Below are 21,370 nucleotides of genomic sequence, written 5' to 3' on the forward strand. Positions count from 1 at the left end.
CTCAAGTAAGCTCATCGGGTTCATTCACTTGCCGCCGTCCTGCAACTCGAATTATTTAGGGGGGGCCAAAAATGCAGCGCCTGGGCGCTGCGTGATGTTGCGTTGTGTTGTATCAGACGGCGACCAGCATGCCGCCATCGACAAACAACAGGTGTCCGTTAACAAAATCTGACGCTTTGGAAGAAAGGAATACCGCTGCGCCAATCAGCTCCTGCGGATCGCCCCAGCGTGCGGCTGGCGTACGTTTGCACAGCCAGGAGGTGAAGGCTTCGTCCTCGACCAACGCTTTGGTCATTTCGGTTTTGAAGTAGCCAGGCGCGATACCGTTCACCTGAATATTGTGGCGCGCCAGCTCAACGCACATCCCGCGGGTGAGCATTTTCACCGCGCCTTTCGATGCGGCATACGGCGTAATGGTGTCGCGCCCCAGTTCGCTCTGCATGGAGCAGATATTGATGACTTTCCCGGCCTGGCGTTCAACCATGCGACGGGTCACCGCTTGTGATACCAGGAATACCGCCGTCTGGTTAACGGCAATGACGTCGTTCCAGTCCTGCTCCGGGAACTCGGTGAACGGATGGCGGCGCTGGATACCGGCGTTATTTACCAGCACGTCGATCGGACCAATATCTTTTTCGATATGTTCGATGGCGGCATCAATAACCTGTTTATGCGTAACATTAAAAGGTGCAGCAACGGCGCGAATACCTTCCTGCTGCAGTTTCGTAACAGCTGCTTCTGCGCGTTCTGGCGTAATATCATTGACGATAATCTGCGCGCCATATTTACCGAGCCCAGTCGCCAGTAAATAACCAATTCCCTGAGCCGAACCGGTGATCAGAATATTTTTGCCGTCCAGTGAAAAAAGATCGTTCATCATGCTATTCCTTATTGTCTGTCTTCGAATACGAGCTGGACTTTTGCCGCCTGGGTTTTATCCCCGGCGAAAATCAGCGCTTGTTCGAGGTCGGTAAACGGATATTCGGCGCTCAGTAATGGCAGCGGATCGATAACGTTATTCGCCAGCCACGACACCGCCGTGTTGAATTCAGTGGTAAAGCGGAAGGAGCCTTTGAGAGAGATTTCTTTGCCGATCAGCATCATCATCGGGAACTCCGGCACGGCGCCGCCCATGCCAACCTGTACCATCACACCTTTCGCGCGGGTGACTTCCAGGCAGGTGGTAATCGAGGAGGGATGCCCGGAGACTTCGAAACTGACGTCGAAATAGCCTTTCTCTTTTTTCCATTCGTCGAGAGAGTCCTGCTGCGGATTAATGAGCGTATCCGCTCCCATCTGCTGTGCCAGCGTGAGTGAACGCGGACTAATGTCAGCACAAACAATCTCTGCCGCGCCAAGCGTTTTCACCGCGCTGACGATCAGACAGCCGATAGGGCCAACACCGGAAATAAATACGCGCTTGCCCTGCAGATCGCCCGCTTCATGTGCGGCGTGGATCGCCACAGCCAGCGGTTCGGCAAAGGCCATGACTTTTTCATCTGCCTGCTGCGGGTAGGGAATACATTGCGCAGTATCGACGGTTTTAAACTGAGTAAAGCCGCCGTCAACGTGGGGAAAATACATGGCGCTGCCAAAAAAGCGCATTTCCGTGCACTGGTTTTCTTCATGCTGCAAACAGTATTTACAGTGACCACAAGGCTTAGACGGATTAATAGCAATCGACTGACCTTCATGTAATTCTTTTGAATCACTATGGACAACTTTACCAATGACTTCATGGCCTAAAATCATCGGCGCTTTTACGGTAAAGTTACCAACTTTACCTTCCTGATAATAATGTAAATCGGAACCGCAAATACCACCTCGGGTAATTTGTACCAATGTTCCTTTATTATTCCATTCAATATTTTGGTCTGTAATGGCAACAGTTTTCTTACCCGCGACAACGCAGGATTGTGTTTTGACTTGCATAAATGCCTCACTGGTCAGGTAGTAACCTCGGCAGCATTTAAACGGTTTTATTTGTTATTATTTGTGACATAGATCACGCTGGAAAATTGTTACACTACAATGTTACGCATAACGTGATACGCCTTGTAATTCTCAGCAGCAGCGCTAAAAAAGCGTGAAATTCCTAATGTGGGAAGCGTAGTATCGCGGCATGGAAACAGGAATCTGGAGTTTTTTTGATGGCCGGGGAAAGTTATATTTTGATGGGCGTTTCGGGTAGCGGTAAATCATTAATTGGCAGTAAGATTGCCGCTGTATTATCGGCTAAATTCATTGATGGTGATGATCTCCATCCAGCTAAAAATATTGATAAAATGTCTGAAGGTATTCCGCTAACCGATGAAGACCGACTCCCCTGGTTAGCGCGATTAAATGACGCCTCATACAGCCTGTATAAAAAAAATGAGACCGGCTTTATTGTCTGCTCGTCATTAAAAAAACAGTATCGCGATATATTGCGCCAGGGTAGTCCTAATGTGCATTTCCTGTGGCTGGACGGCGATTACGAGACCATTCTGGCGCGCATGCAGCGTCGGGCAGGACATTTTATGCCAGTGGGTTTGCTGAAAAGTCAGTTTGATGCGCTGGAGTGCCCGCAGGATGATGAACGCGATATTGCCCGTATTGACGTGAACCACGACATCGAACATGTGACGGAACAGTGCCGCCAGGCGGTACTCGCTTTTCGACATGGACAATAAGCTCAGCCCCGGATGGGACTGAGCCAGATCATCAGAAGTCGGCTTTCAGCACTACGCGGTAGCGGGCTTTGCCGTCACGCACGTGCTGGATAGCTTCATTAATTTGCGACATCGGGTACAGCTCGGTGGTTGGAGATACTTTACTGCGCCCGGCAAACTTCATCAGCTTGCGCAGCTCAAAAGGTGTGCCGGTCGCTGAACCGGAGATGCTGCGATCGCCGGCAATTAAGGTAAATGCCGGAACCGGCAGCGGCTTCAGCACGGCACCGACGGTATGGAAGTTACCGCCGTAAGCCAGCGCTTCAAAATAGGGTTGCCAGTCGAGATCGACGTTAACCGTATTGATAATCAGATCGAACTGGCCCGCCAGCGCTTTTAGCGCATCCGGATCGCGGCTGTTGACCACCTTATCCGCCCCCATCGCCAGCACTTCCTGCTCTTTCGCCGGGTTTGAACTGAACGCCGTCACTTCACAACCCATCGCGTGCAGCAACTTAATAGCGATATGCCCCAGACCGCCGATACCGATCACCCCGACGCGGCTGGTCGCTGTAATGTGATGCATCAGCAGCGGTTTGAATACCGTGATGCCGCCGCACAACAGAGGTCCCGCCGCCGCAATATCGATGCTCTCCGGCAGCGGGATCACCCATTGCCAGTCGGCACGCAGCTTCTCGGCAAAGCCACCGCGATTGAGAATGGTGGGAACAGAACCTTCCAGACAGTTAATCTGATTGCCGCTGATACAGGCATCGCAGTGCCCGCAGCTACGTGCCGTCCAGCCAATACCAACGCGTTGACCGATCTTCAGCCCTTTATCCTGCGCCGCACTGCCGAGCGCGACCACGCGACCAATGACCTCATGTCCGGCAACCAGCGGATACTGAGAGAATCCCCATTCGTTGTCGATCATCGACAAATCGGAATGGCAGATACCGCAGTAGTCGACCTGCACCTCGACATCTTCCGGCTTTAACTCGCCCGCATCATATTCGTAGAGTTCGAGTTCGCTGCCCGCCGCTTTTGCGGCGTAGCTTTTTATCATCGACATCATGTTCCCCTCATGTGGTGTTGAACTGGAAGTGTAGAGCATGGGGTAACGGGGCGCTTCGCAGAAGGGGGGATTAAGGTGGTTGTTGCGGGGGATAAACTGTGATGGTGATTGCAGGCGCGTAACGTAATGCTGAAATTTTCAACACTTAGCGCGCCAGGTACACGCTGGCGCTTGCATGGTGGCGCATGACAGGTATAATCCACAACGTTTTCCGCATCCCTTCCGTGCCGGAGTGGCGAAATCGGTAGACGCAGTTGATTCAAAATCAACCGTAGAAATACGTGCCGGTTCGAGTCCGGCCTTCGGCACCATTAGTACTTCCAAGACCATCCGAGAAAGTCCAATTATCCCTTAAGAATCAATGATTGAAGCGATTTTTACGTCCTGAGTCGTCCGAGGTTGTCCGTTGAAATCCGGAAGTCATTGGGGGCATAATTGGGGGCATCTTAACTTCGATTAGAAATGTGCCCCCAAATGAAGCTCAACGCCAGACAGGTCGAGACCGCAAAGCCAAAAGACAAAACCTACAAAATGGCCGATGGCGGCGGTTTGTACCTTGAGGTTTCGGCCAAGGGATCCAAATACTGGCGCATGAAATACAGACGCCCCTCTGACAAAAAAGAGGATCGCCTCGCTTTTGGTGTTTGGCCTACTGTGACACTTGCTCAGGCAAGAGCAAAGCGCGATGAAGCCAAAAAGTTGCTAGTGCAGGGCATTGATCCAAAAACCGAAAAGAAAGAGGCTCAGGCCGAGAACTCGGGGGCGTATACTTTCGAAACTATCGCTCGTGAATGGCATGCCAGTAACAAGCGCTGGAGCAAAGACCATCGATCGCGCGTTCTTCGCTATCTTGAACTTTATATTTTCCCTCATATCGGTTCGTCCGACATTCGCCAGCTCAAAACCAGTCACCTGTTAGCCCCGATCAAAAAAGTTGATGCCAGTGGTAAACACGACGTCGCTCAGCGCCTGCAACAGCGCGTCACGGCTATTATGCGTTATGCCGTACAGAACGATTACATCGACTCTAATCCAGCCAGTGACATGGCCGGTGCGTTATCGACTACCAAAGCACGACACTATCCAGCCTTACCTTCTAGCCGTTTCCCTGAGTTTCTTGCTCGCCTTGCTGCATATCGTGGCCGTGTAATGACACGGATTGCTGTCGAGCTTTCCTTACTAACTTTTGTACGTTCCAGCGAGTTACGTTTCGCGCGTTGGGACGAGTTCGACTTCGATAAATCCCTTTGGCGCGTACCGGCAAAACGAGAAGAAATTAAGGGTGTGCGTTATTCGTACCGTGGCATGAAGATGAAAGAGGAGCATATCGTTCCTCTCAGTCGGCAGGCGATGGTTTTGTTAGAGCAGCTCAAGCAGATTAGTGGTGATAAAGAGCTGTTGTTTCCGGGGGATCACGACGCAACTAAGGTTATGAGCGAAAACACGGTAAATAGCGCATTGCGTGCGATGGGTTATGACACAAAAACCGAGGTCTGCGGGCATGGGTTTCGGACGATGGCGCGTGGTGCTTTGGGTGAGTCAGGATTATGGAGCGATGACGCGATAGAGCGTCAGTTAAGCCATTCTGAGCGTAACAATGTGCGTGCTGCCTATATTCACACTTCAGAGCATTTGGATGAGCGTCGTTTGATGGTGCAGTGGTGGGCTGATTATCTCGATATTATTCAGTATGAGCATATTACACCTTATGAATATGCAAGAGTCTGCAACATAAAATGAATGATATTTATAGATGATAATTTAATGGATTAAAATAGGCACAATTACTTGTGCCTATTAATTCAATCTTTCCAAAGAATTACAGGGTGTGCTCTAGGCCATGGGTGTCCATCAAAAGTGGAATAACAAACAGTATTTCTTGTTGAGGTGTTTGGGTACCTCGAACCGTATACACTTTCCATACTAAAAAAGGAGTTAGAAGGTGTCCCATCAATAAATCCACTTATCCCTCCTTGAATAAGATTATTGACGCGACCGACATGACGTTCTTCGGATAAATAACAAAGGGTTTCACATGCCTTAACAAGCGTTTCAGCTGTAGGCCTCTTGTCCGGGTCATAACTTAAGCACTTATCTACAATTTTTTGTAGATCTTGTGATAAACTTTGATATTGTGGATTGGCAGTCATAAAGGTTGGCCATTCCATTCTATTTTTTGTTTTAACATTAACAGCAGCATCTAAATAAACGCCAAATGGATAGTCTCCTGTTAATAATTTAAACATCATTGCACCTAATGACCAAATATCAGTTGATGCTTCTATAGGTTTACCCTTTTTACCAAACATTAATTCAGGAGACATGAAGGGTAAAGCACCTTTTATCGTACCAGAGGTCGATCTTGTTAGGTCACCACTGGCAGCAGCTTCATCAAAAAGTTCTTGTGTTAGCGTAGCTATTCCAAAATCTGTAATTTTTAGATTCGAAATTTGTACTCCGCCAGACACCATTACATTACTCGGTTTTAAATCTCTATGAATAACACCTGCTTTATGAGATGCCATTATTCCTTTAGCAAGGTTATGTAGTATACAAGCGCCATAATGTGGGTCTAAAAAATCAAAGTGGCGCAATTTTTCCTCAAGGTTTTCACCTTCAACAAATTCTTCCGCTAAAAATATATTGCCATTATCTTCAACATAATCAAAGGTTTTTGCTATATTGTGATGGTTTATTTTTGCAGCGATTTTGGCACTTTTAAGAAATCTTTTGCTTTCCAAACCAGGAAGTGGGGTCTTTAAAGCTAAATCTAAATCCAGCTTTAGATCTAAAACTTTATATACGTCTTGCATCCCACCTTTACCAACATAAGATAAAATCTTATAGCGTTCTGCAATGATTCTTCCGACTTCAATCATGATATTACCTCCGGTCTAGATATATCAAAGGTGACAAAGCTTCTAGATTTTTCATTTATAAGAGTAATTACACTGCAGCTAGGAAATACTTTATTTGTTATCACTTGTTGGTTATTAATTGTCGCACTTCCTGAAAAATTACCTACTTTAAAGTCGAAACCATCATATACTATTTCCATACTTCCACTAGTACCCCAAGTGATCGTAACACTTTTATTTTTAGCATTTATTTCATATTTCTTTCCATTCAGGACGAAGAGGGCACGGTGTCTATCTTTTAATAGGTATTTAGCTATTTGATCTCTAACCGAAGACATTGCCGGTCGAGCATCTTTGTCATGGCTTAAGCAACTAATGAAAGTTCTGGCTAAGTCCTTCGGAAGTATCTTTCCTAATTCAGGTATATTGGTTATCGCGGCCGGGGGATGTTCGTATAATTCATCTGGTTTTTCTATGCCGAATAAATCTAAAACGAGGACACCATATGCATAAACATCAATTTTTTGATCGAAACTAATGTTTTTTCTCTTCCATAGTTCAGGAGCCATATAGCCTAAGGTTCCAATAACAGAATGAGTGAATGCTTCTGTGCCTGAGGACCTTGCTAAACCAAAATCTAATATTTTAACAATTTTATTCTCGTCTACTCTAATATTATTGGGCTTTATATCTCTGTGAATTACTTTAGCAGAGTGGATGTCACTTAACCCGCATGCTATCTGCCATAATTTCTTTAGTTTTTCGGGGTGACTTTCTGACGGGTTATAATTTAAATCCACTCCGTTAATATACTCCAGAACTAATCCTTTTTTAGTTTTTTCGGAGACTGTTATGTCAATTAAATCATAAAGTTGTACTACATGTTTAGAACGAAGTTTGAGTAGCGCTTTCTGTTCATCTAGTAAACGTCTCTCTTCTTCTCCATCCTTTAACAACTTTACAATTACATCTCTATCTAAATGATTATCCTTACATATTAAAATGTCCCCCATGCCACCACCGAGTTCAGTGCTCTTTAATGAATATCTTTCTGGTAGGACGTGATTAATCTTCATTTTTGTTTTCCTCATCCTTGATATTTATCATTACAGATTGGTCTTTTTTGATCTTTTCAATAGCTTTCTTTTTATCTTTGTTTTTTCTTTGTTTGATTGCTTTGCTTGTAATGGATGGATCTTGAGGTTTTTCTGGGGATTCGTTTGAGAATAGCTCTCTTTGTGGTGTTTCAGAATCTAATTCTAGATTTTTTGTTGAAGGATTGTTTAGTGTTTTTTTATTTTCAAAACTATCATCTTCTATAATAGGTGAAGGTTCTTTATCTTGATCGTCCACTATATTTTGAGAGAAGTAATTCTGCGCTGCAGGATAATTTTTCATCCACATGATATGTAGATTCCCATGAGGGTCCCATAACTCTACACCAATATCTTTATGGGAGTTGAGGTTGTTTTCTATATCATTGCAATTAATAATTCCAAATGAAGCGTTATCTTTCGCACCGCACCATTGAACATATTGAGCTATTCTCTGCGCTGATGTAGAAAAATCAGATGAATGACTTAATAACTCTTCGAATGCTGAATGAGAAATGAAATGAGTTCCATCGGATGTCAATATTATATTTTTATGATTTTTATCTAAGATATTGATATGAGGCTTTATAGATTCCCCCATTCCTATAAACTGGAGTAATCCGCGCCCTCTGCCACCCAATGCTTCTAGAGAGTCATCACTGCTAATTGCTGTAAGTCCACAGTCCAGAGAAAAGCTATATATTCGACTGTCGCCAACGTTGACAATTACAGGAGCAGACCCATTTTCAATAATTACAGCGGATAATGTTGAACCGCCATGTCCTTTTGCATAGTCATATACAACGGAGTTTGCTTCTAAAGTCGCTTTTAATAACCGAGACTCGGGAGGATCACTTCTAAACTTAATCAAAGAATAGAATAAAGTTGATAAAGCAATTGTTGCACATTGCTTTCCATCTTGCATTCCACCCATGCCATCTAATAACGCCATTGCAAAAAAAGGATTGCCAACGTTTGACGGAGTGTTAACTCTAATCGCGGCTATTAGATCCTGATTCTCAGCTCTAACCAGTCCTATATCCGTGCTAAGGACAGCGTTGAGGTCTTCTGGCCGGTTAATGCCGCTTTTGGCCGAAGAACGAGCTAACCAGCGAGCAAGTCGTTCTGTAAACATAGTAATTCCGTTTTATTGTGGGGGAGTTTACTTTCGCAATGAGCTAACCAATTGTCAATTAATACGAAAGAGCTCGCGCGCAATGCTCTCCCCGCCACGCCTGCCCGCTTAAGTGGTCGCTTTTAATGCAGGTGCATGAACGGCCTCAGGCCGCACCAGCACTGGTGTTGCGTGGGATAAAAAATACGGGGATTTGCATGCAAAACCATGCACCTTATGGATGCATGGCTTTTTTCAGGAAAAATAGCGGAATTTTCGGGGGATTTTTTCGCGTACTACCGTGTGGCCAGTTCTGCACGTCGGCGGGTGTAAATCAGGTTCTGTGCCGGAGTGAATTTCTCGCGATTATCATCCCGCGAAGCCGCATCAGGCCTGAATCCGATGGCCGTTAAAATATCGTTGTCCTGCACGGAATAATTAATTTTTTCACCTGCGGCCAGCCACACCGATAGGGCTTCACGCAGATAATCAACCGAGTGCTGCATGGCGCTCTGTTTTACTGCGGGAATTTGTTCGTGATATCCCATCAGCTCAGGCGCCAGCGTGGCGGCCAGCTCCGCGCCGTGCTGCTGCATAAAGTCATGGAGCCGGTTGCGGATGCTGATGTGCTGTACCTCCTCATGTGAGCGGATATAGCGACCGGCGGCCTGATTAATCTCCCACTTTTTCACGTCGATATTGTCGCGTAAATCCTGCATTCTGCGCGGGATTTGTTCGTCACCGGCAAGGAGCTGTTCACGGTATTCCCGTTCAAGGTCTGCCAGTTCGGCTTTACGTTTCAGCCAGGTGTTTTTGTTCGTCTGACAGGCCTCAAAGGCCTGCTGTATGGTCACAGTGGTCACGAGTCTCTCTCCTGATTAATGCCGGAACGGCGAGCTGTAGCAGCCCTGTACTTTACGCGGCGGCGGTGGCGTCACCGGCGCGGGGTCGGTTTTCTCCGGTGCAGCACGTATCACACCGTCAACCGACTCAATGGTGCGGAAAGTGGCCGAACATTCGATATTGGTACACTGGTGATAACGCTGTTTGACGTTTTCCGACAGATACCGGCTGGTACGGACGTGCGCGGTCTTTTTGCAGAACGGACAGTGAAACATAATTCAGCCCTCTGCCTGTTCGTGGTCTTTTGCGGCCAGTTCAGCGGCAAGTTTCATCCGTCTGGCCGGGCTTCTTAACAGCGCCATATCAACCCCGGTTATGACCGGGCGATTCATGCCTGTTACGGACAGGACCGGCTCCTGCTCCATATCAAAATGATACAGGGCTGACTGCATATTCAGGGCATCACCCAGCTCGCGGGTCACGGTCGCACGCGGCGAGGTTTCTCCGCTCATTTCCAGCGACCGTATACGCAACAGAAAGGCACGTAACAGTGCGGGGCTGATACCGGCTAACGCCTTCTTCCACTCGCTGTTGGCGTAGGTAGTGAACGCTTTTTCATGGGCGCTGATATAAGCCGTACCGGAGGAGCATGCGCCAAGCATGGCGTGGCTTTTGTCTTTCTCCAGCTCGGTAATAAGACCGGTGAACTCATCAGCCAGTTCGCGACTGGCGATACGTTTACTGTGTTCAGCTTTCAGTTCAGGAGTGAGGTTGCCGCGCAGAGTTCGAAAGCGGCTGCGCCAGTCCTGTTCGGCCTGTGCACTTTCACTGAGGGCGGTCTGTCGTTCCTGCTCACAACGCTGAATGGAAGCCTCAATGTCGCTGAGTTTTTCCATGCTGGCCGTGTGTGCGTCTTTTGCTTCGTTAAGTGCGACCAGCGCACCGGCAATACGTTGTTCCGCGCCTTCATCCTGTTTACTGATAACGGTCTGCATGGCTTTGATAATGAGTTCGGGTTTCATGTTCAGGCTCTCCGTGTGTTCAACCTGAAATGATTCTGACGCCTCCTGCACAACAACACGATTCATTGCCGTTGTCAGAGTGATGGCACAAACAGACCTTAACATCAGGCTGGCCAGAGAAAGGTCGCAGGAAAACCTTGCTCACCGTTTGTTTTTTTACTTATAACTATTCACCACTGTTCACCTTAAATAAAAAGATAAGTAATACAGTAAGTTAAAGGGTGAACAGTTGAAGACCTGACTGTTCACCGTCTGTTCACCACTGTTCACCCTTCAGTTTTTTCAGCCAGTCAGTTACTTAGACTTTTTAGTGATTAAAAACAATAAATATATAAACAAAAGTAATCAGTAATGGGCCACCGGTTTGCCAACGTTTACCAAAAAACGGCCAACGTTTGCCACTGTATAAAAATCACTCTGTTGTGTGGTGGAGTACTACAAAATGACTTGTTGCCCTGAGGGAAAATATTCACAAAATAGAGAGCTACCCGAAGCCGGACGGACACGACCGGCACTGTATGGACTTTGTGAGGTAGCCCGATGCACACCGCTTTTTCTTCCCCGTCTTCTGCCCCTGCCGCGCCGCTGATGCCGGTTTCTGATGCCGTTCAGGAACGCTTTATCCGTCTGCCCGAAGTGATGCATCTGTGCGGCCTGTCCCGCTCGACCATTTACGACCTCATCAGCCGGGAAGCCTTCCCGAAACAAATCTCCCTCGGCGGAAAAAACGTGGCGTGGGCGCAGTCTGAAATCACTGCATGGATGGCGGATCGCATTGCCGAACGTAACCGGGGCTATGACGCATGATGATGGCCGCTCAGCAAACAGCCCCTTTTTCTGGCTTGCTTCTTTTCACCGTTTCCAGGTATAGTTTTCCTGCTGTCGCAAAATCGGCAGCCGGGCGTGAGAACCCGAGTTTAACTGTGGCGACACCGGACGCGCCATGCGTCTTTTTTTGTGTCTATGCTTTTGCACACCCATTTATCGGGCAACGGTTCTTTGTCTGTTGCGCCGTCAAAATAATGGTGGCTCAGGCGGGGCAGCTTTCGGGCTGGCCGGTTTCCATAGTTGCCGGTTTCTCACCCCCGTCTGGGCTACCACCATTGCGTGAGAACTTCGGTGGTAGCTGTAATCAGCTAACTATGGAGGTTGCCGCTATGGCTACGACCCTCACCCCGTCACTCCCGCAGTTTGTCTTTGTGTTTGCCGCTGTTCGTCGCGCAGACCGTAAACCCCGTATCTGTATGCTTCGCACCGTTGCCAGTGATGAGCACGCCGCACGCCTTTCCCTCGTTCGCGATTACGTCCTCTCGTTTGCTGGCCGCCTGCCGGTTGCGGAGGTGCGCGCATGAGACACACCACTATTACCGCCCGTGACCTCGAATGTCTGGAGCATATGCGCAATGTCGGCCAGCTCGTCGGCGACCTGATGCAGGTGCAGGACTGCGCCACCGTTCGTCGTGACCCGGCGCAGCACTTACAGCTCACCTCTGTGATTTACCTCATGAGCGCCCAGCTCGACGGTGTAGTCGAACGCTGCAACCAGCAGTGGCTGACCGGGGAGGGTAACGTATGAAAAAGCCATTACCACCCGTATTACGCGCCGCGCTGTATCGTCGTGCCGTGGCCTGTGCATGGCTGACCCTGTGCGAACGCCAGCACCGCTACCCGCACCTCACCCTCGACGCGCTGGAAAGCGCCATTGCCGCCGAGCTGGAGGGCTTCTACCTGCGCCAGCACGGCGAGGAAAAAGGCCGTCAGATTGCCTGTGCCCTGCTGGAAGATTTAATGGAAGCCGGACCACTCAAAGCCGCCCCGTCGCTGTCCTTTCTCGGGCTGGCCGTGATGGATGAGCTTTGCGCCCGTCATATCACCGCACCAGTACTGCACTGAGGGAGAAAATAACCATGAAAATGAACGTAACAGAAACGGTGAAACAGGCGTGCGGTCACTGGCCACGCATTCTCCCTGCGCTGGGTGTGAAGGTGATTAAAAACCGCCATCAGGCCTGTCCGGTGTGCGGCGGCTCTGACCGTTTCCGCTTTGACGATAAAGAGGGGCGCGGCACATGGTTCTGTAACCAGTGCGGCGCGGGTGACGGGCTGAAACTGGTCGAGAAGGTGTTCGGTGTATCAGCCTCTGAGGCCGCCGGGAAGGTGAACGCCGTGACCGGCAATCTGTCACCGGTTGCCCCGGAAGTGATTGCGGCCGCAGAGGCTGCAACCAGTGCCGACCGCAAAACGGCGGTCGCGCTGGCCGTCAGGCTCATGGAGAAAATCCGACCGGCCACCGGCAACGCCTACCTCACCCGCAAGGGTTTCCCCGCTCAGGAATGTCTGACGCTCACCGTCATACATAAAACCGGCGGCGTGACGTTCCGCGCCGGGGATGTGGTTGTCCCGCTGTATGATGATACCGGTGCACTGGTTAACCTTCAGCTTATCAATGCTGACGGTCTCAAACGCACCCTGAAAGGCGGTCAGGTCAAAGGGGCGTGTCATGTCATCGAAGGGAAAAAACAGGCCGGAAAACGCCTGTGGATTGCAGAGGGTTATGCGACCGCACTCACCGTGCATCATCTGACCGGGGAAACCGTCATGGTGGCGCTATCCTCCGTGAACCTCCTTTCTCTGGCGAGCCTTGCCCGTCAGAAATATCCGGCCTGTCAGATTGTGCTCGCTGCCGACCGTGACCTTAACGGCGACGGCCAGAGTAAAGCCGCTGCGGCCGCAGATGCCTGTGAGGGCATTGTTGCCCTGCCGCCGGTGTTCGGTGACTGGAATGATGCGTTTATGCAGTACGGCGAGGAAGCCACGCGGAAAGCGATTTATGACGCTATCCGGCCACCGGCGCAAAGTCCGTTTGATACCATGAGCGAGGCGGAATTTACCGCCATGAGCGCCAGCGACAAGGCCTTACGGGTGCATGAGCATTACGGCGAAGCGCTGGCGGTGGATGCGAACGGCCAGCTCCTGTCCCGCTATGAAAACGGCATCTGGAAAAATATCCCTGCCGCCACTTTTTCACGGAATGTGGCTGATTTATTCCAGCGCTTACGCGCCCCGTTCTCATCGGGGAAAATTGCCTCGGTGGTGGAGACCCTGAAACTGATTATTCCGCAGCAGGATACACCGGCGCGTCGTCTGATTGGCTTTCGCAACGGGGTACTCGATACCCAAAGCGGCCTGTTCAGCCCGCACAGTAAATCACACTGGCTGCGCACGCTGTGCGACGTGGATTTCACTGCGCCGGTGGACGGGGAAACGCTGGAGACTCACGCGCCGAACTTCTGGCGCTGGCTCGACCGTGCGGCCGGTAAAAATCCACAAAAACGCGACGTGATTCTGGCTGCGTTGTTTATGGTGCTGGCGAACCGTTACGACTGGCAGCTCTTTCTCGAAGTCACCGGTCCCGGCGGGAGCGGCAAAAGTATTCTGGCCGAAATCTCGACCCTTCTCGCCGGGGAAGATAACGCCACGTCAGCCGATATCGACACACTGGAAGACCCGCGCAAGCGTGCCTCCCTGATTGGCTTCTCGCTTATCCGTCTGCCCGACCAGGAAAAATGGAGCGGTGACGGCGCAGGGCTCAAGGCCATCACCGGCGGCGATGCGGTCTCGGTTGATCCGAAATACCAGAACCCGTACTCAACACATATCCCGGCAGTGATTCTGGCCGTGAACAACAACCCGATGCGCTTCACCGACCGCAGCGGCGGGGTGTCACGTCGCCGGGTGATTATTCACTTTCCGGAGCAGATTGCGCCGGAAGAACGCGACCCGCAGCTCAGGGATAAAATTGCACGCGAGCTGGCCGTCATTGTGCGCCAGCTTATGCAGAAATTCAGCGACCCGATGACCGCCCGCGCACTGCTCCAGTCGCAGCAGAACTCCGACGAGGCACTCAGCATCAAGCGCGATGCTGACCCGACGTTTGATTTTTGCGGCTATCTGGAAATGCTCCCGCAGACCAACGGGATGTTTATGGGGAATGCCAGCATCATTCCGCGTAATTACCGTAAATATCTGTATCACGCGTATCTGGCCTATATGGAGGCTAACGGGTACAGGAACGTGCTCAGCCTGAAAATGTTCGGGCTGGGGCTGCCCATGATGCTGAAAGAGTACGGCCTGAATTATGAGAAGCGGCACACAAAGCAGGGGATACAAACCAATCTGTCGCTGAAAGAGGAAAGCTACGGCGACTGGCTGCCGAAGTGCGATGACCCCGCAGCAACATAACCTCACTCAGACCGGCAACAGCCGGTCTTTTCCTTTCTGGCCATTGCCACAAGGTGAACAATCCACTGTTCACCCTTCACCGTATATTCACCCTGTATCACCATGAAATTATTGATAAAAAACTAGAGGTGAACAGTGTGAACAATAAAACCTGAAAAAACTTTTTATCACCCTGCGCATCCCCTGACCGGGCGCATCCAGAACGAGCAAAAATCACAAAGGTGAAGAGTTGACTGTTCACTCTTCACCAACTCATCACCATTTATCACCATGATATTAAAAAGAAAAGTGAAGAGGTGAACAGTGTGAACAGTTATATGGAAAAAAAGAATTTTACTGATGTTCAATATTACCCCCGGTTAGGATCCGTATATCGGAACCTAACCGATGGGGGAAATAACAATTTCCTTTTTAATACCAATCAGTTGTGAACTTAAGGGGCTTAAAAAGCCATGGGGGCACAAAAGGGGGCACATGAACATGTGCTCTTGTTTATTTCCTTTTTTTTTCAATTTATTAGGTTGTGTTTTGAGTCCGGCCTTCGCACCATAAGTATGTAAATGGACCTCAACTGAGGTCTTTTTTATGCCTAAAATCCGCGCCACACAAGGCTTTCCACGATTTTCACCTCAATTGAAGTCAATCTGAGTTACCCCACATCAACATGCTTGTGAGTATAGAACCGAGTATATATGCTGGTTCGATAATGGTTGTATACTCACAGCGGCACATGGAAGGAGAACTTTTATGGCTCTGACAGATATCAAAGTGCGTTCTGCAAAACCGCAGGAAAAGGAGTACACCCTAGTTGATGGGGATGGCATGTTTTTGCTGATTCACCCCAACGGCTCAAAATACTGGCGGTTCCGCTTTCGCTTTGGCGGTAAGCAACACCTGATGGCGTTTGGTGTTTATCCCGAAACATCCTTGGCTGATGCTCGTCAAAAAAGAGAAGAGGCCAGAAGGCTTGTTGCTGCAGGAATCGATCCTCGCGAGCATAAACGTGTTGTGAAAGAAGAACAGGCGAAAGAGGCTATTACCTTCGAGTCAGTTGCCAGAGAGTGGCATGCCACTAATAAAAAATGGTCAGAAGAACATAGCAGACGGGTGCTGAAAAGCCTGGAAGATAATCTGTTCTCCGCAATTGGCAAACGCAGTATCGAAGAGCTAAAAACTCGTGATCTGCTTGCCCCCATAAAAGTCGTTGAGGCTACAGGCCGCTTTGAAGTCGCTTCTCGTCTTCAGCAACGGACAACTGCCATCATGCGATATGCCGTTCAAAGTGGCCTGATTGATTACAACCCGGCCCAAGAGATGGCTGGAGCAGTTGCTTCCAGTAACCGTGTTCATCGTCCAGCACTTGAGCTGAAACGCCTACCTGAACTACTCCACAGAATTGACAGTTACACAGGACGTCCTTTAACTCGTCTGGCGGTTGAACTCACGTTATTAATCTTCATTCGTTCCAGTGAATTGCGCTTTGCGCGTTGGTCTGAAATCGATTTTGAAACAGCAATGTGGACGATACCAGCTGAACGAGAAGCTATCGAAGGAGTAAAGCATTCGCAGCGTGGCTCGAAAATGCGTACACCTCATTTGGTGCCGCTATCTAGCCAGGCGCTAGCAATCCTTAAAGCGGTTCACAAGATTAGTGGCGATCTTGATTTTGTTTTCGTTGGCGATCATAACCCTCGTAAACCGATGAGCGAAAACACGGTGAACAAGGCACTGCGCGTGATGGGATACGACACAAAGGTTGAGGTTTGCGGGCATGGATTCAGGACGATGGCATGTAGCTCGTTGATTGAATCGGGGTTGTGGTCGAGGGATGCGGTAGAACGGTAGATGAGTCATGTGGAACGTAACTCTGTTCGGGCGGCTTATATTCATAAGGCCGAGCATCTTGGGGAACGGAGGCTAATGGTGCAGTGGTGGGCAGATTTTCTTGATGCAAATAGAGCAAAAGCCATCTCACCTTTTGACTATGCAAAAGTGAATAACCCTTTTAAATAATCATCGTTCCAACATTACCGTAATACGTCTTATTCAATAAATTTATATCACTGAAAGCCTCTGTCCTCACGGACATGGGCTTTTTTGCTTTTAAATCAACATAAACGGAAATCATGATGGAAAATTACATTTGTTGCCCAGTCTGCGATTCAACCCGTATTCGTGAACGGCATATTGGTAAGAAAGATGTTGCTGTAGCTGGTGGAGTTTAAGGAGCATTAAGCGGGGCTGCTATAGGCTCAGCTATACCTTTGGTCGGTACCATTGCAGGAGCTGAGGTAGGGGTTTTATTTGGGCGTGCGGCTGCTGGAGCTGTAACCGGCTCTACATTAGATGCCCACTCCCCAGGTTTCTCACCACTTCATACTGCGCGCCCTTATGTAACGGAAGCACCCAGTGTCTTTCTATTCCCGCTGACTGCCAGCAATGCAACAGACCCAGTGCGCCTTTATCCATAATGGTCAACGAGTGGTCGGGGGCTGCGCAAGTAGCTGTGCTGCAAGGTCAATCTCGCCCGCTTCTGAGACGCTGTCGAAAGCCACTGCAGACAAACAACAGATGGCTGGTGACTTCCATCTGGCAGACCATACGCATTCAGACTGTATATTCACATTGGCAGTACGGCCAAAAGCGGCATCATTTTCAGGCGTATAGGGTGTTCGCCACAGCGTACCGTCAACGGCCATCAGTGTGAGGCCATTTCAGAGAGAGAGAGGTGTCTTTGCAAACCAGAGCTGGCGTGTTTTTTCGAACACCAGCCGGATGGCATCTTCACCCAGCCGCTGACGAGCCTGAACAACGGCGCTGGGGGCAACAAAAGGCCGGTTACCGGGCAAAAGAATATCCATGTGAAAGACCAACAGGCTCATGGAATGGGAGCGGAACAGCGCCATGCCAGTGACTGCCCAGACCATCATCTCCATGGAAAGACGGCGCTTCCGCAACGTGACAACGCTGGTATCAGCCAGGCATTCATCAATAAGTTCAGGGGAAAGTAGGTCTGCCAGAGTGGTGAACTCCTGAGGGGTAAACTGGTTAACAGTGTCTAAAGCCTGGCTGAGCAGCATAAAAAATCCGTAATCCCTGGAGAGATTACGGATACTTACACAGCCACTGGATCAATCAAGTGATCCTTAACTGAGCGGCATTAGAGTCAAGCCCTCATTTATTTTATATCAATACTTTACTGATTAGCTTGTCCACATACCCGCTTCGGTCCTCGTATTGGAACAAAACATTACAGTCATAAAAGTCATCAACCCCGGCGAGCTTTCTATCCCACCAACGCACTTTATTCAATGGCGTATTTGAAACCACAAAAGAATGCATCTGAAGTTTGTCTGCATACTTCAAGCCGTCAGAGCGCATTTTTGCTTCCAACTTCTTAATCGTTTTGCAGAATCGAAGTTTCGGGTCATTGATACCCTCACAGCGAAGAATGCCTTTAGGATCCACGAAAACAATATGTTGAGTATCGCCATCCAAGATCCACAAAATGAAATCTGGATAAAAGTTGCCAGCCTCAAAGAAGCCAACGCCTCGCCCTCTTGACTGGTTCCGCAACAAATAGAGGTCCTTACCCTCTAGAATGGATGGAGCTGACAGATAATATGCTCTCAGATCTGCAACAAAATCATACTCACCTTGGTTTAAATGTGTTGGGGTAATCTTAAACAGATCACTATCAACACCATTTTTTAAGTGCAGCATCGGGGAGTAAAGGTAGTTGTCCCAAAACACCGCCTCACCCTTTCCACCTAAGTTAAAATCAGTCACTGAGCCGTTTTTAATGTGCTCTTGAAGTTCAGAAACCCTATGCAATATGAGCTTTTCGGACTGATCAATAACCAGCTTATACTCATCAAAAAAGTTAGGGTCTGAAGGGTCCAATTCGGCAAATTTACGGAATGGTGCCTCATAAGCATCTTGCTCATTCTTGTAAAAACGATCGCAGTACTTTTTCAACAACGCAATCGCAATTTCTTGCCACTCATAGAACCGGTCGAAGCCTGAGAACTTCATTCTTTCACTTGGAATTTCTAGCTTGTACCAGGACGCATCTTCCAATGTTTTTTGTATAGCCTCGCGGCTTAAGTTCAAATTATACCAATTTCGTTCAGCCTTCAGCTGTTGCATTGACTTATAGATTGCATCGATGTCCAAGAAAGCGAGATGCTTTTCAGTCAAACTGTGCGTCTCTAAGTCGATATCGTGTCGAGTCAAACGCATACCAGCGCTTAGCTTCGAAGCAACACGCGGGTACCAATTCAAGGTCACGAACGGTAATTTCGAGTCATCGCCCTCAAAATCGACGGGAGCAAGCAAGGTCGTTTTTTTGTCTTTCTTGAAATTAATGTTGTCAGGCACTTTCACCGTGATTAACGGTGTCTTAGGCAACTTAACATTAACGTTGATCGTTTTAGTTAACGCATCATCTGGCTTCTTAATCCCTTCCCCTTCAAGGAACTGATCAAATTGCGTCATGTAATCAGCTTTCACACCGAAGACATTTAACGTTTCAAGAATCGGCAGATAGTTGTCTTTTGCAATCCAACTTAGCTCGCCATCTTTAGCAGCCCAATGAATAGCACGGCTTCGTTTTAAAGAGTGCTCGTAACCACGAAGGCGGACACCACGACCAAAGAGCTGAATAATCTCTGAACCCTCACTCTTACCAACGTGCATTAGGCCCAGTGTAGAAACACGGTAACTGTTCCAACCTTCAGAGAATCGTTTGGAGCCAATCAATACATTGATAGCAGAGTCATTGTTATTAATACTCTTAAACAGAGATGAGTTAAAACTCTTCTCACTGACAACAAGCTCTTCTCGCAGCTCACACAGGTCAGCTACTTGCTTGGCATCACCTACGTTCACTACACCAAACACATCTTCACTTCCGCCTAAGCGAAGAGCAAGCTCGCCATCACCACCTTTTAGATAGTCAACATGCAGTAAACCACCCGATGGCGAGTTGAACAGGTGAGTCAGAATATCTTTAAACAATGCCGCTGGCGCATCCCTCGTTTCAACAAGGTAGTTGAAAGATTCAGCAAAGATATCTTTTCCTTGGTGATTACGAAGGCTTGTATTGCCACTCAAAAGCTTTGCTAGATTACTGATTGATTTTTCTTTATCTCGCACGAACTCGGCTAGGAAAAGTAAAATATCAACAATGTCCGAAACCTCTTTGCCCTGCTCCTTTCGAATGGCAGTAACCTTGCTGCCAACAAAAACCCAAAGCGGCTTGTCGATTGCAAAGGCTTTGTACTTGGCTCCTCGGTCTCTAAATACCCGGTTTTGTTGATAAAAAGATAGCAAGCAAGCCGTTAAATAAAGCTGCTTATTATCTTTATCTGCATTAGTCTCTTCATCAAAGTCGATATTTAGAATTTGATAATCTTTGCCAAAGCCATCAGCGTAGAAGTAACGATATGAATAGTCGAAAAGTATGTTCTTTGAGTACTCTTCTGCCAGCGAAGCAGTGCTGCTAACCGCTTGCCCAAGAGTAGCTGAGTATTCAAAAGTGAAACCTTCTTGCGCCATGCGGCTTCGCATTTCTGACCAAACATCACCTTTAGCACCCCGGTGACCTTCATCAATCAGAACCAAGTTGTTTCGCTCAAACTCATCGACTGATACGGTCTTTTTCTTTCCTTCTTCTTTGAGCTTATTCATGTCAATGACATCAATAATGTCAGCAGAGAACATGTCACCTCGTTTGGCCACCTTTGTGAATTCACCCGACGAAATGTTAGACGCTTGCATCTCTTCCAGGTGCTGGTGGGTGAGCCCTTCGTTTGGTGTCAGAACGACAATGCGGTTCAGCTCATGCTCTTTACGATACTTCTTCACGTAATGCTTGTACTGAAGCATATTGATGTGCATGAGAAGCGTTTTTCCACTTCCTGTCGCATTCCAAAATGACAGCTTGTTTAAATTAGCTTTTTTGTAATACCCCAAGAGGTCCTTCTTCTTTTCCCCCCACTCTAAAAGAGATGCATTAAACTTATCTACATGAGTATTCAAGTTATTCAGCAAGTCTTCAGGCGCTCGAAAATACTGATCCAAATACATTTCGGTAAACAGCAAAGACAGATACTGGAAGTACTTCCATTGAATTTTATTTGTCCGCTTTTCGTTAATAAATGCAGTATGTCGCTGAATATTCTCATCATATTCAAGCAACATTTCCGGGATGATTGAACTATGCTCATCTAACAGCTCAACAAGCCGAATGTAGTAACGGGAGCTTCCATCGTTTTCATGCCCCTCAAGGGATTCATCTACAAGAGACTTGGTTGTCTCTCTAAATGGATCAATATCTAAATTGTGAATCGCCACGCGTTTAACAGACACCTCAGAGTCATTTAAGATGACTTAAAGAGAGGTGCCCATGAGCGGTAAGCGTTATCCTGAAGAGTTTAAAACTGAAGCAGTCAAACAGGTTGTTGATCGC

At 48.2% G+C, this 21,370-nt stretch carries 17 protein-coding genes, 1 tRNA gene and 2 pseudogenes; 9 read left to right on the forward strand and 11 right to left on the reverse strand.

Annotation, left to right across the window (positions count from 1 at the left end):
• Nucleotides 1–112: 112 nt before the first annotated feature.
• Nucleotides 113–877, reverse strand: a complete 765-nt coding sequence (idnO, locus tag OH663_RS16725; RefSeq protein ID WP_200012618.1) for a gluconate 5-dehydrogenase — start codon at nucleotides 875–877, stop codon at nucleotides 113–115.
• An 11-nt stretch (nucleotides 878–888) separates the two neighbouring features.
• Nucleotides 889–1,932, reverse strand: a complete 1,044-nt coding sequence (gene idnD / locus OH663_RS16730) for an L-idonate 5-dehydrogenase (RefSeq protein WP_045439253.1) — start codon at nucleotides 1,930–1,932, stop codon at nucleotides 889–891.
• A 218-nt stretch (nucleotides 1,933–2,150) separates the two neighbouring features.
• On the opposite strand from idnD, the gene idnK reads away from it, so the two are divergent.
• Entirely contained in the window at nucleotides 2,151–2,672 is a 522-nt protein-coding gene (idnK, locus tag OH663_RS16735) for a gluconokinase (protein ID WP_048222231.1), read from the forward strand.
• A gap of 31 nt (nucleotides 2,673–2,703) precedes the next feature.
• On the opposite strand, the gene ahr is transcribed toward idnK, so the two are convergent.
• Nucleotides 2,704–3,723, reverse strand: coding sequence for an NADPH-dependent aldehyde reductase Ahr (gene ahr, locus OH663_RS16740; RefSeq protein ID WP_200012620.1), 1,020 nt, complete (start codon nucleotides 3,721–3,723; stop codon nucleotides 2,704–2,706).
• Between the two features lie 229 nt (nucleotides 3,724–3,952).
• Here ahr and OH663_RS16745 point away from each other — a divergent pair.
• Both OH663_RS16745 and OH663_RS16750 read left to right on the forward strand, forming a co-directional pair.
• Nucleotides 3,953–4,037: transfer RNA gene (locus tag OH663_RS16745), tRNA-Leu, on the forward strand.
• 163 nt (nucleotides 4,038–4,200) lie between these two features.
• Nucleotides 4,201–5,466 (forward strand): tyrosine-type recombinase/integrase, encoded by a 1,266-nt coding sequence (locus tag OH663_RS16750; RefSeq protein WP_200042220.1) that lies wholly within the window; start codon nucleotides 4,201–4,203, stop codon nucleotides 5,464–5,466.
• Nucleotides 5,467–5,528: 62 nt separating this feature from the next.
• Here the strand turns inward: OH663_RS16750 and OH663_RS16755 are convergent, their stop codons facing one another.
• The 6 genes from OH663_RS16755 to OH663_RS16780 form a co-directional block, all read right to left on the reverse strand.
• On the reverse strand, nucleotides 5,529–6,605 hold the full coding sequence (locus OH663_RS16755) for a serine/threonine-protein kinase (protein ID WP_080195883.1): 1,077 nt from the start codon (nucleotides 6,603–6,605) through the stop codon (nucleotides 5,529–5,531).
• Nucleotides 6,602–7,660, reverse strand: a complete 1,059-nt coding sequence (locus OH663_RS16760; protein ID WP_176210665.1) for a serine/threonine-protein kinase — start codon at nucleotides 7,658–7,660, stop codon at nucleotides 6,602–6,604. Before OH663_RS16760 ends, OH663_RS16755 begins: the two co-directional genes overlap by 4 nt.
• Complete coding sequence (locus tag OH663_RS16765; protein WP_200042219.1) at nucleotides 7,650–8,813, reverse strand: PP2C family protein-serine/threonine phosphatase; 1,164 nt, start codon at nucleotides 8,811–8,813, stop codon at nucleotides 7,650–7,652. Before OH663_RS16765 ends, OH663_RS16760 begins: the two co-directional genes overlap by 11 nt.
• A 275-nt stretch (nucleotides 8,814–9,088) precedes the next feature.
• Nucleotides 9,089–9,655 carry a phage polarity suppression protein gene (locus tag OH663_RS16770; RefSeq protein WP_200042218.1) on the reverse strand — a complete coding sequence of 189 codons (567 nt, stop codon included), beginning with the start codon at nucleotides 9,653–9,655 and terminating at the stop codon, nucleotides 9,089–9,091.
• A gap of 15 nt (nucleotides 9,656–9,670) precedes the next feature.
• On the reverse strand, nucleotides 9,671–9,910 hold the full coding sequence (locus OH663_RS16775) for an STY4826 family bacteriophage gene regulatory protein (protein ID WP_000468231.1): 240 nt from the start codon (nucleotides 9,908–9,910) through the stop codon (nucleotides 9,671–9,673).
• Nucleotides 9,911–9,913: 3 nt separating this feature from the next.
• A complete protein-coding gene (locus OH663_RS16780; protein ID WP_263525778.1) occupies nucleotides 9,914–10,657 on the reverse strand; it encodes a capsid protein in 744 nt (247 codons plus the stop codon).
• 540 nt (nucleotides 10,658–11,197) lie between these two features.
• Here OH663_RS16780 and OH663_RS16785 point away from each other — a divergent pair.
• The 6 genes and pseudogenes from OH663_RS16785 to OH663_RS16810 all read left to right on the forward strand — a co-directional run bounded on the left by OH663_RS16785 (nucleotide 11,198) and on the right by OH663_RS16810 (nucleotide 16,911).
• Nucleotides 11,198–11,464, forward strand: coding sequence for a helix-turn-helix transcriptional regulator (locus OH663_RS16785; RefSeq protein WP_023165627.1), 267 nt, complete (start codon nucleotides 11,198–11,200; stop codon nucleotides 11,462–11,464).
• A complete protein-coding gene (locus tag OH663_RS16790) occupies nucleotides 11,461–12,009 on the forward strand; it encodes a host cell division inhibitor Icd-like protein (RefSeq protein ID WP_200042216.1) in 549 nt (182 codons plus the stop codon). Before OH663_RS16785 ends, OH663_RS16790 begins: the two co-directional genes overlap by 4 nt.
• A complete protein-coding gene (locus tag OH663_RS16795) occupies nucleotides 12,006–12,233 on the forward strand; it encodes a hypothetical protein (protein ID WP_263525779.1) in 228 nt (75 codons plus the stop codon). Before OH663_RS16790 ends, OH663_RS16795 begins: the two co-directional genes overlap by 4 nt.
• Nucleotides 12,230–12,550: a DUF5375 domain-containing protein gene (locus OH663_RS16800; protein WP_001472077.1), complete on the forward strand. Its 321-nt coding sequence runs from the start codon at nucleotides 12,230–12,232 to the stop codon at nucleotides 12,548–12,550. Before OH663_RS16795 ends, OH663_RS16800 begins: the two co-directional genes overlap by 4 nt.
• Nucleotides 12,551–12,564: 14 nt before the next feature.
• Nucleotides 12,565–14,898 carry a primase-helicase zinc-binding domain-containing protein gene (locus OH663_RS16805; RefSeq protein WP_200042215.1) on the forward strand — a complete coding sequence of 778 codons (2,334 nt, stop codon included), beginning with the start codon at nucleotides 12,565–12,567 and terminating at the stop codon, nucleotides 14,896–14,898.
• Nucleotides 14,899–15,645: 747 nt separating this feature from the next.
• Nucleotides 15,646–16,911, forward strand: a pseudogene (locus OH663_RS16810) (tyrosine-type recombinase/integrase).
• Between the two features lie 348 nt (nucleotides 16,912–17,259).
• Here the strand turns inward: OH663_RS16810 and OH663_RS16815 are convergent.
• Both OH663_RS16815 and OH663_RS16820 read right to left on the reverse strand, forming a co-directional pair.
• A pseudogene (locus OH663_RS16815) lies at nucleotides 17,260–17,978 on the reverse strand (IS4 family transposase); the annotation flags it as partial.
• A 103-nt stretch (nucleotides 17,979–18,081) separates the two neighbouring features.
• On the reverse strand, nucleotides 18,082–21,270 hold the full coding sequence (locus tag OH663_RS16820) for a DEAD/DEAH box helicase family protein (protein ID WP_263525780.1): 3,189 nt from the start codon (nucleotides 21,268–21,270) through the stop codon (nucleotides 18,082–18,084).
• Nucleotides 21,271–21,370: the final 100 nt, after the last annotated feature.

The sequence above is a fragment of the Citrobacter sp. Marseille-Q5395 genome (genome assembly GCF_947057495.1).
Taxonomy (GTDB): domain Bacteria; phylum Pseudomonadota; class Gammaproteobacteria; order Enterobacterales; family Enterobacteriaceae; genus Citrobacter; species Citrobacter murliniae.

Coding starts and splice junctions, on each gene's coding strand:
- idnO (WP_200012618.1), bottom strand. CDS start 877: ATGAACGATCTTTTTTCACTGGACGGCAAAAATATTCTGATCACCGGT.
- idnD (WP_045439253.1), bottom strand. CDS start 1,932: ATGCAAGTCAAAACACAATCCTGCGTTGTCGCGGGTAAGAAAACTGTT.
- idnK (WP_048222231.1), top strand. CDS start 2,151: ATGGCCGGGGAAAGTTATATTTTGATGGGCGTTTCGGGTAGCGGTAAA.
- ahr (WP_200012620.1), bottom strand. CDS start 3,723: ATGTCGATGATAAAAAGCTACGCCGCAAAAGCGGCGGGCAGCGAACTC.
- OH663_RS16750 (WP_200042220.1), top strand. CDS start 4,201: ATGAAGCTCAACGCCAGACAGGTCGAGACCGCAAAGCCAAAAGACAAA.
- OH663_RS16755 (WP_080195883.1), bottom strand. CDS start 6,605: ATGATTGAAGTCGGAAGAATCATTGCAGAACGCTATAAGATTTTATCT.
- OH663_RS16760 (WP_176210665.1), bottom strand. CDS start 7,660: ATGAAGATTAATCACGTCCTACCAGAAAGATATTCATTAAAGAGCACT.
- OH663_RS16765 (WP_200042219.1), bottom strand. CDS start 8,813: ATGTTTACAGAACGACTTGCTCGCTGGTTAGCTCGTTCTTCGGCCAAA.
- OH663_RS16775 (WP_000468231.1), bottom strand. CDS start 9,910: ATGTTTCACTGTCCGTTCTGCAAAAAGACCGCGCACGTCCGTACCAGC.
- OH663_RS16780 (WP_263525778.1), bottom strand. CDS start 10,657: ATGAAACCCGAACTCATTATCAAAGCCATGCAGACCGTTATCAGTAAA.
- OH663_RS16785 (WP_023165627.1), top strand. CDS start 11,198: ATGCACACCGCTTTTTCTTCCCCGTCTTCTGCCCCTGCCGCGCCGCTG.
- OH663_RS16790 (WP_200042216.1), top strand. CDS start 11,461: ATGATGATGGCCGCTCAGCAAACAGCCCCTTTTTCTGGCTTGCTTCTT.
- OH663_RS16795 (WP_263525779.1), top strand. CDS start 12,006: ATGAGACACACCACTATTACCGCCCGTGACCTCGAATGTCTGGAGCAT.
- OH663_RS16800 (WP_001472077.1), top strand. CDS start 12,230: ATGAAAAAGCCATTACCACCCGTATTACGCGCCGCGCTGTATCGTCGT.
- OH663_RS16805 (WP_200042215.1), top strand. CDS start 12,565: ATGAAAATGAACGTAACAGAAACGGTGAAACAGGCGTGCGGTCACTGG.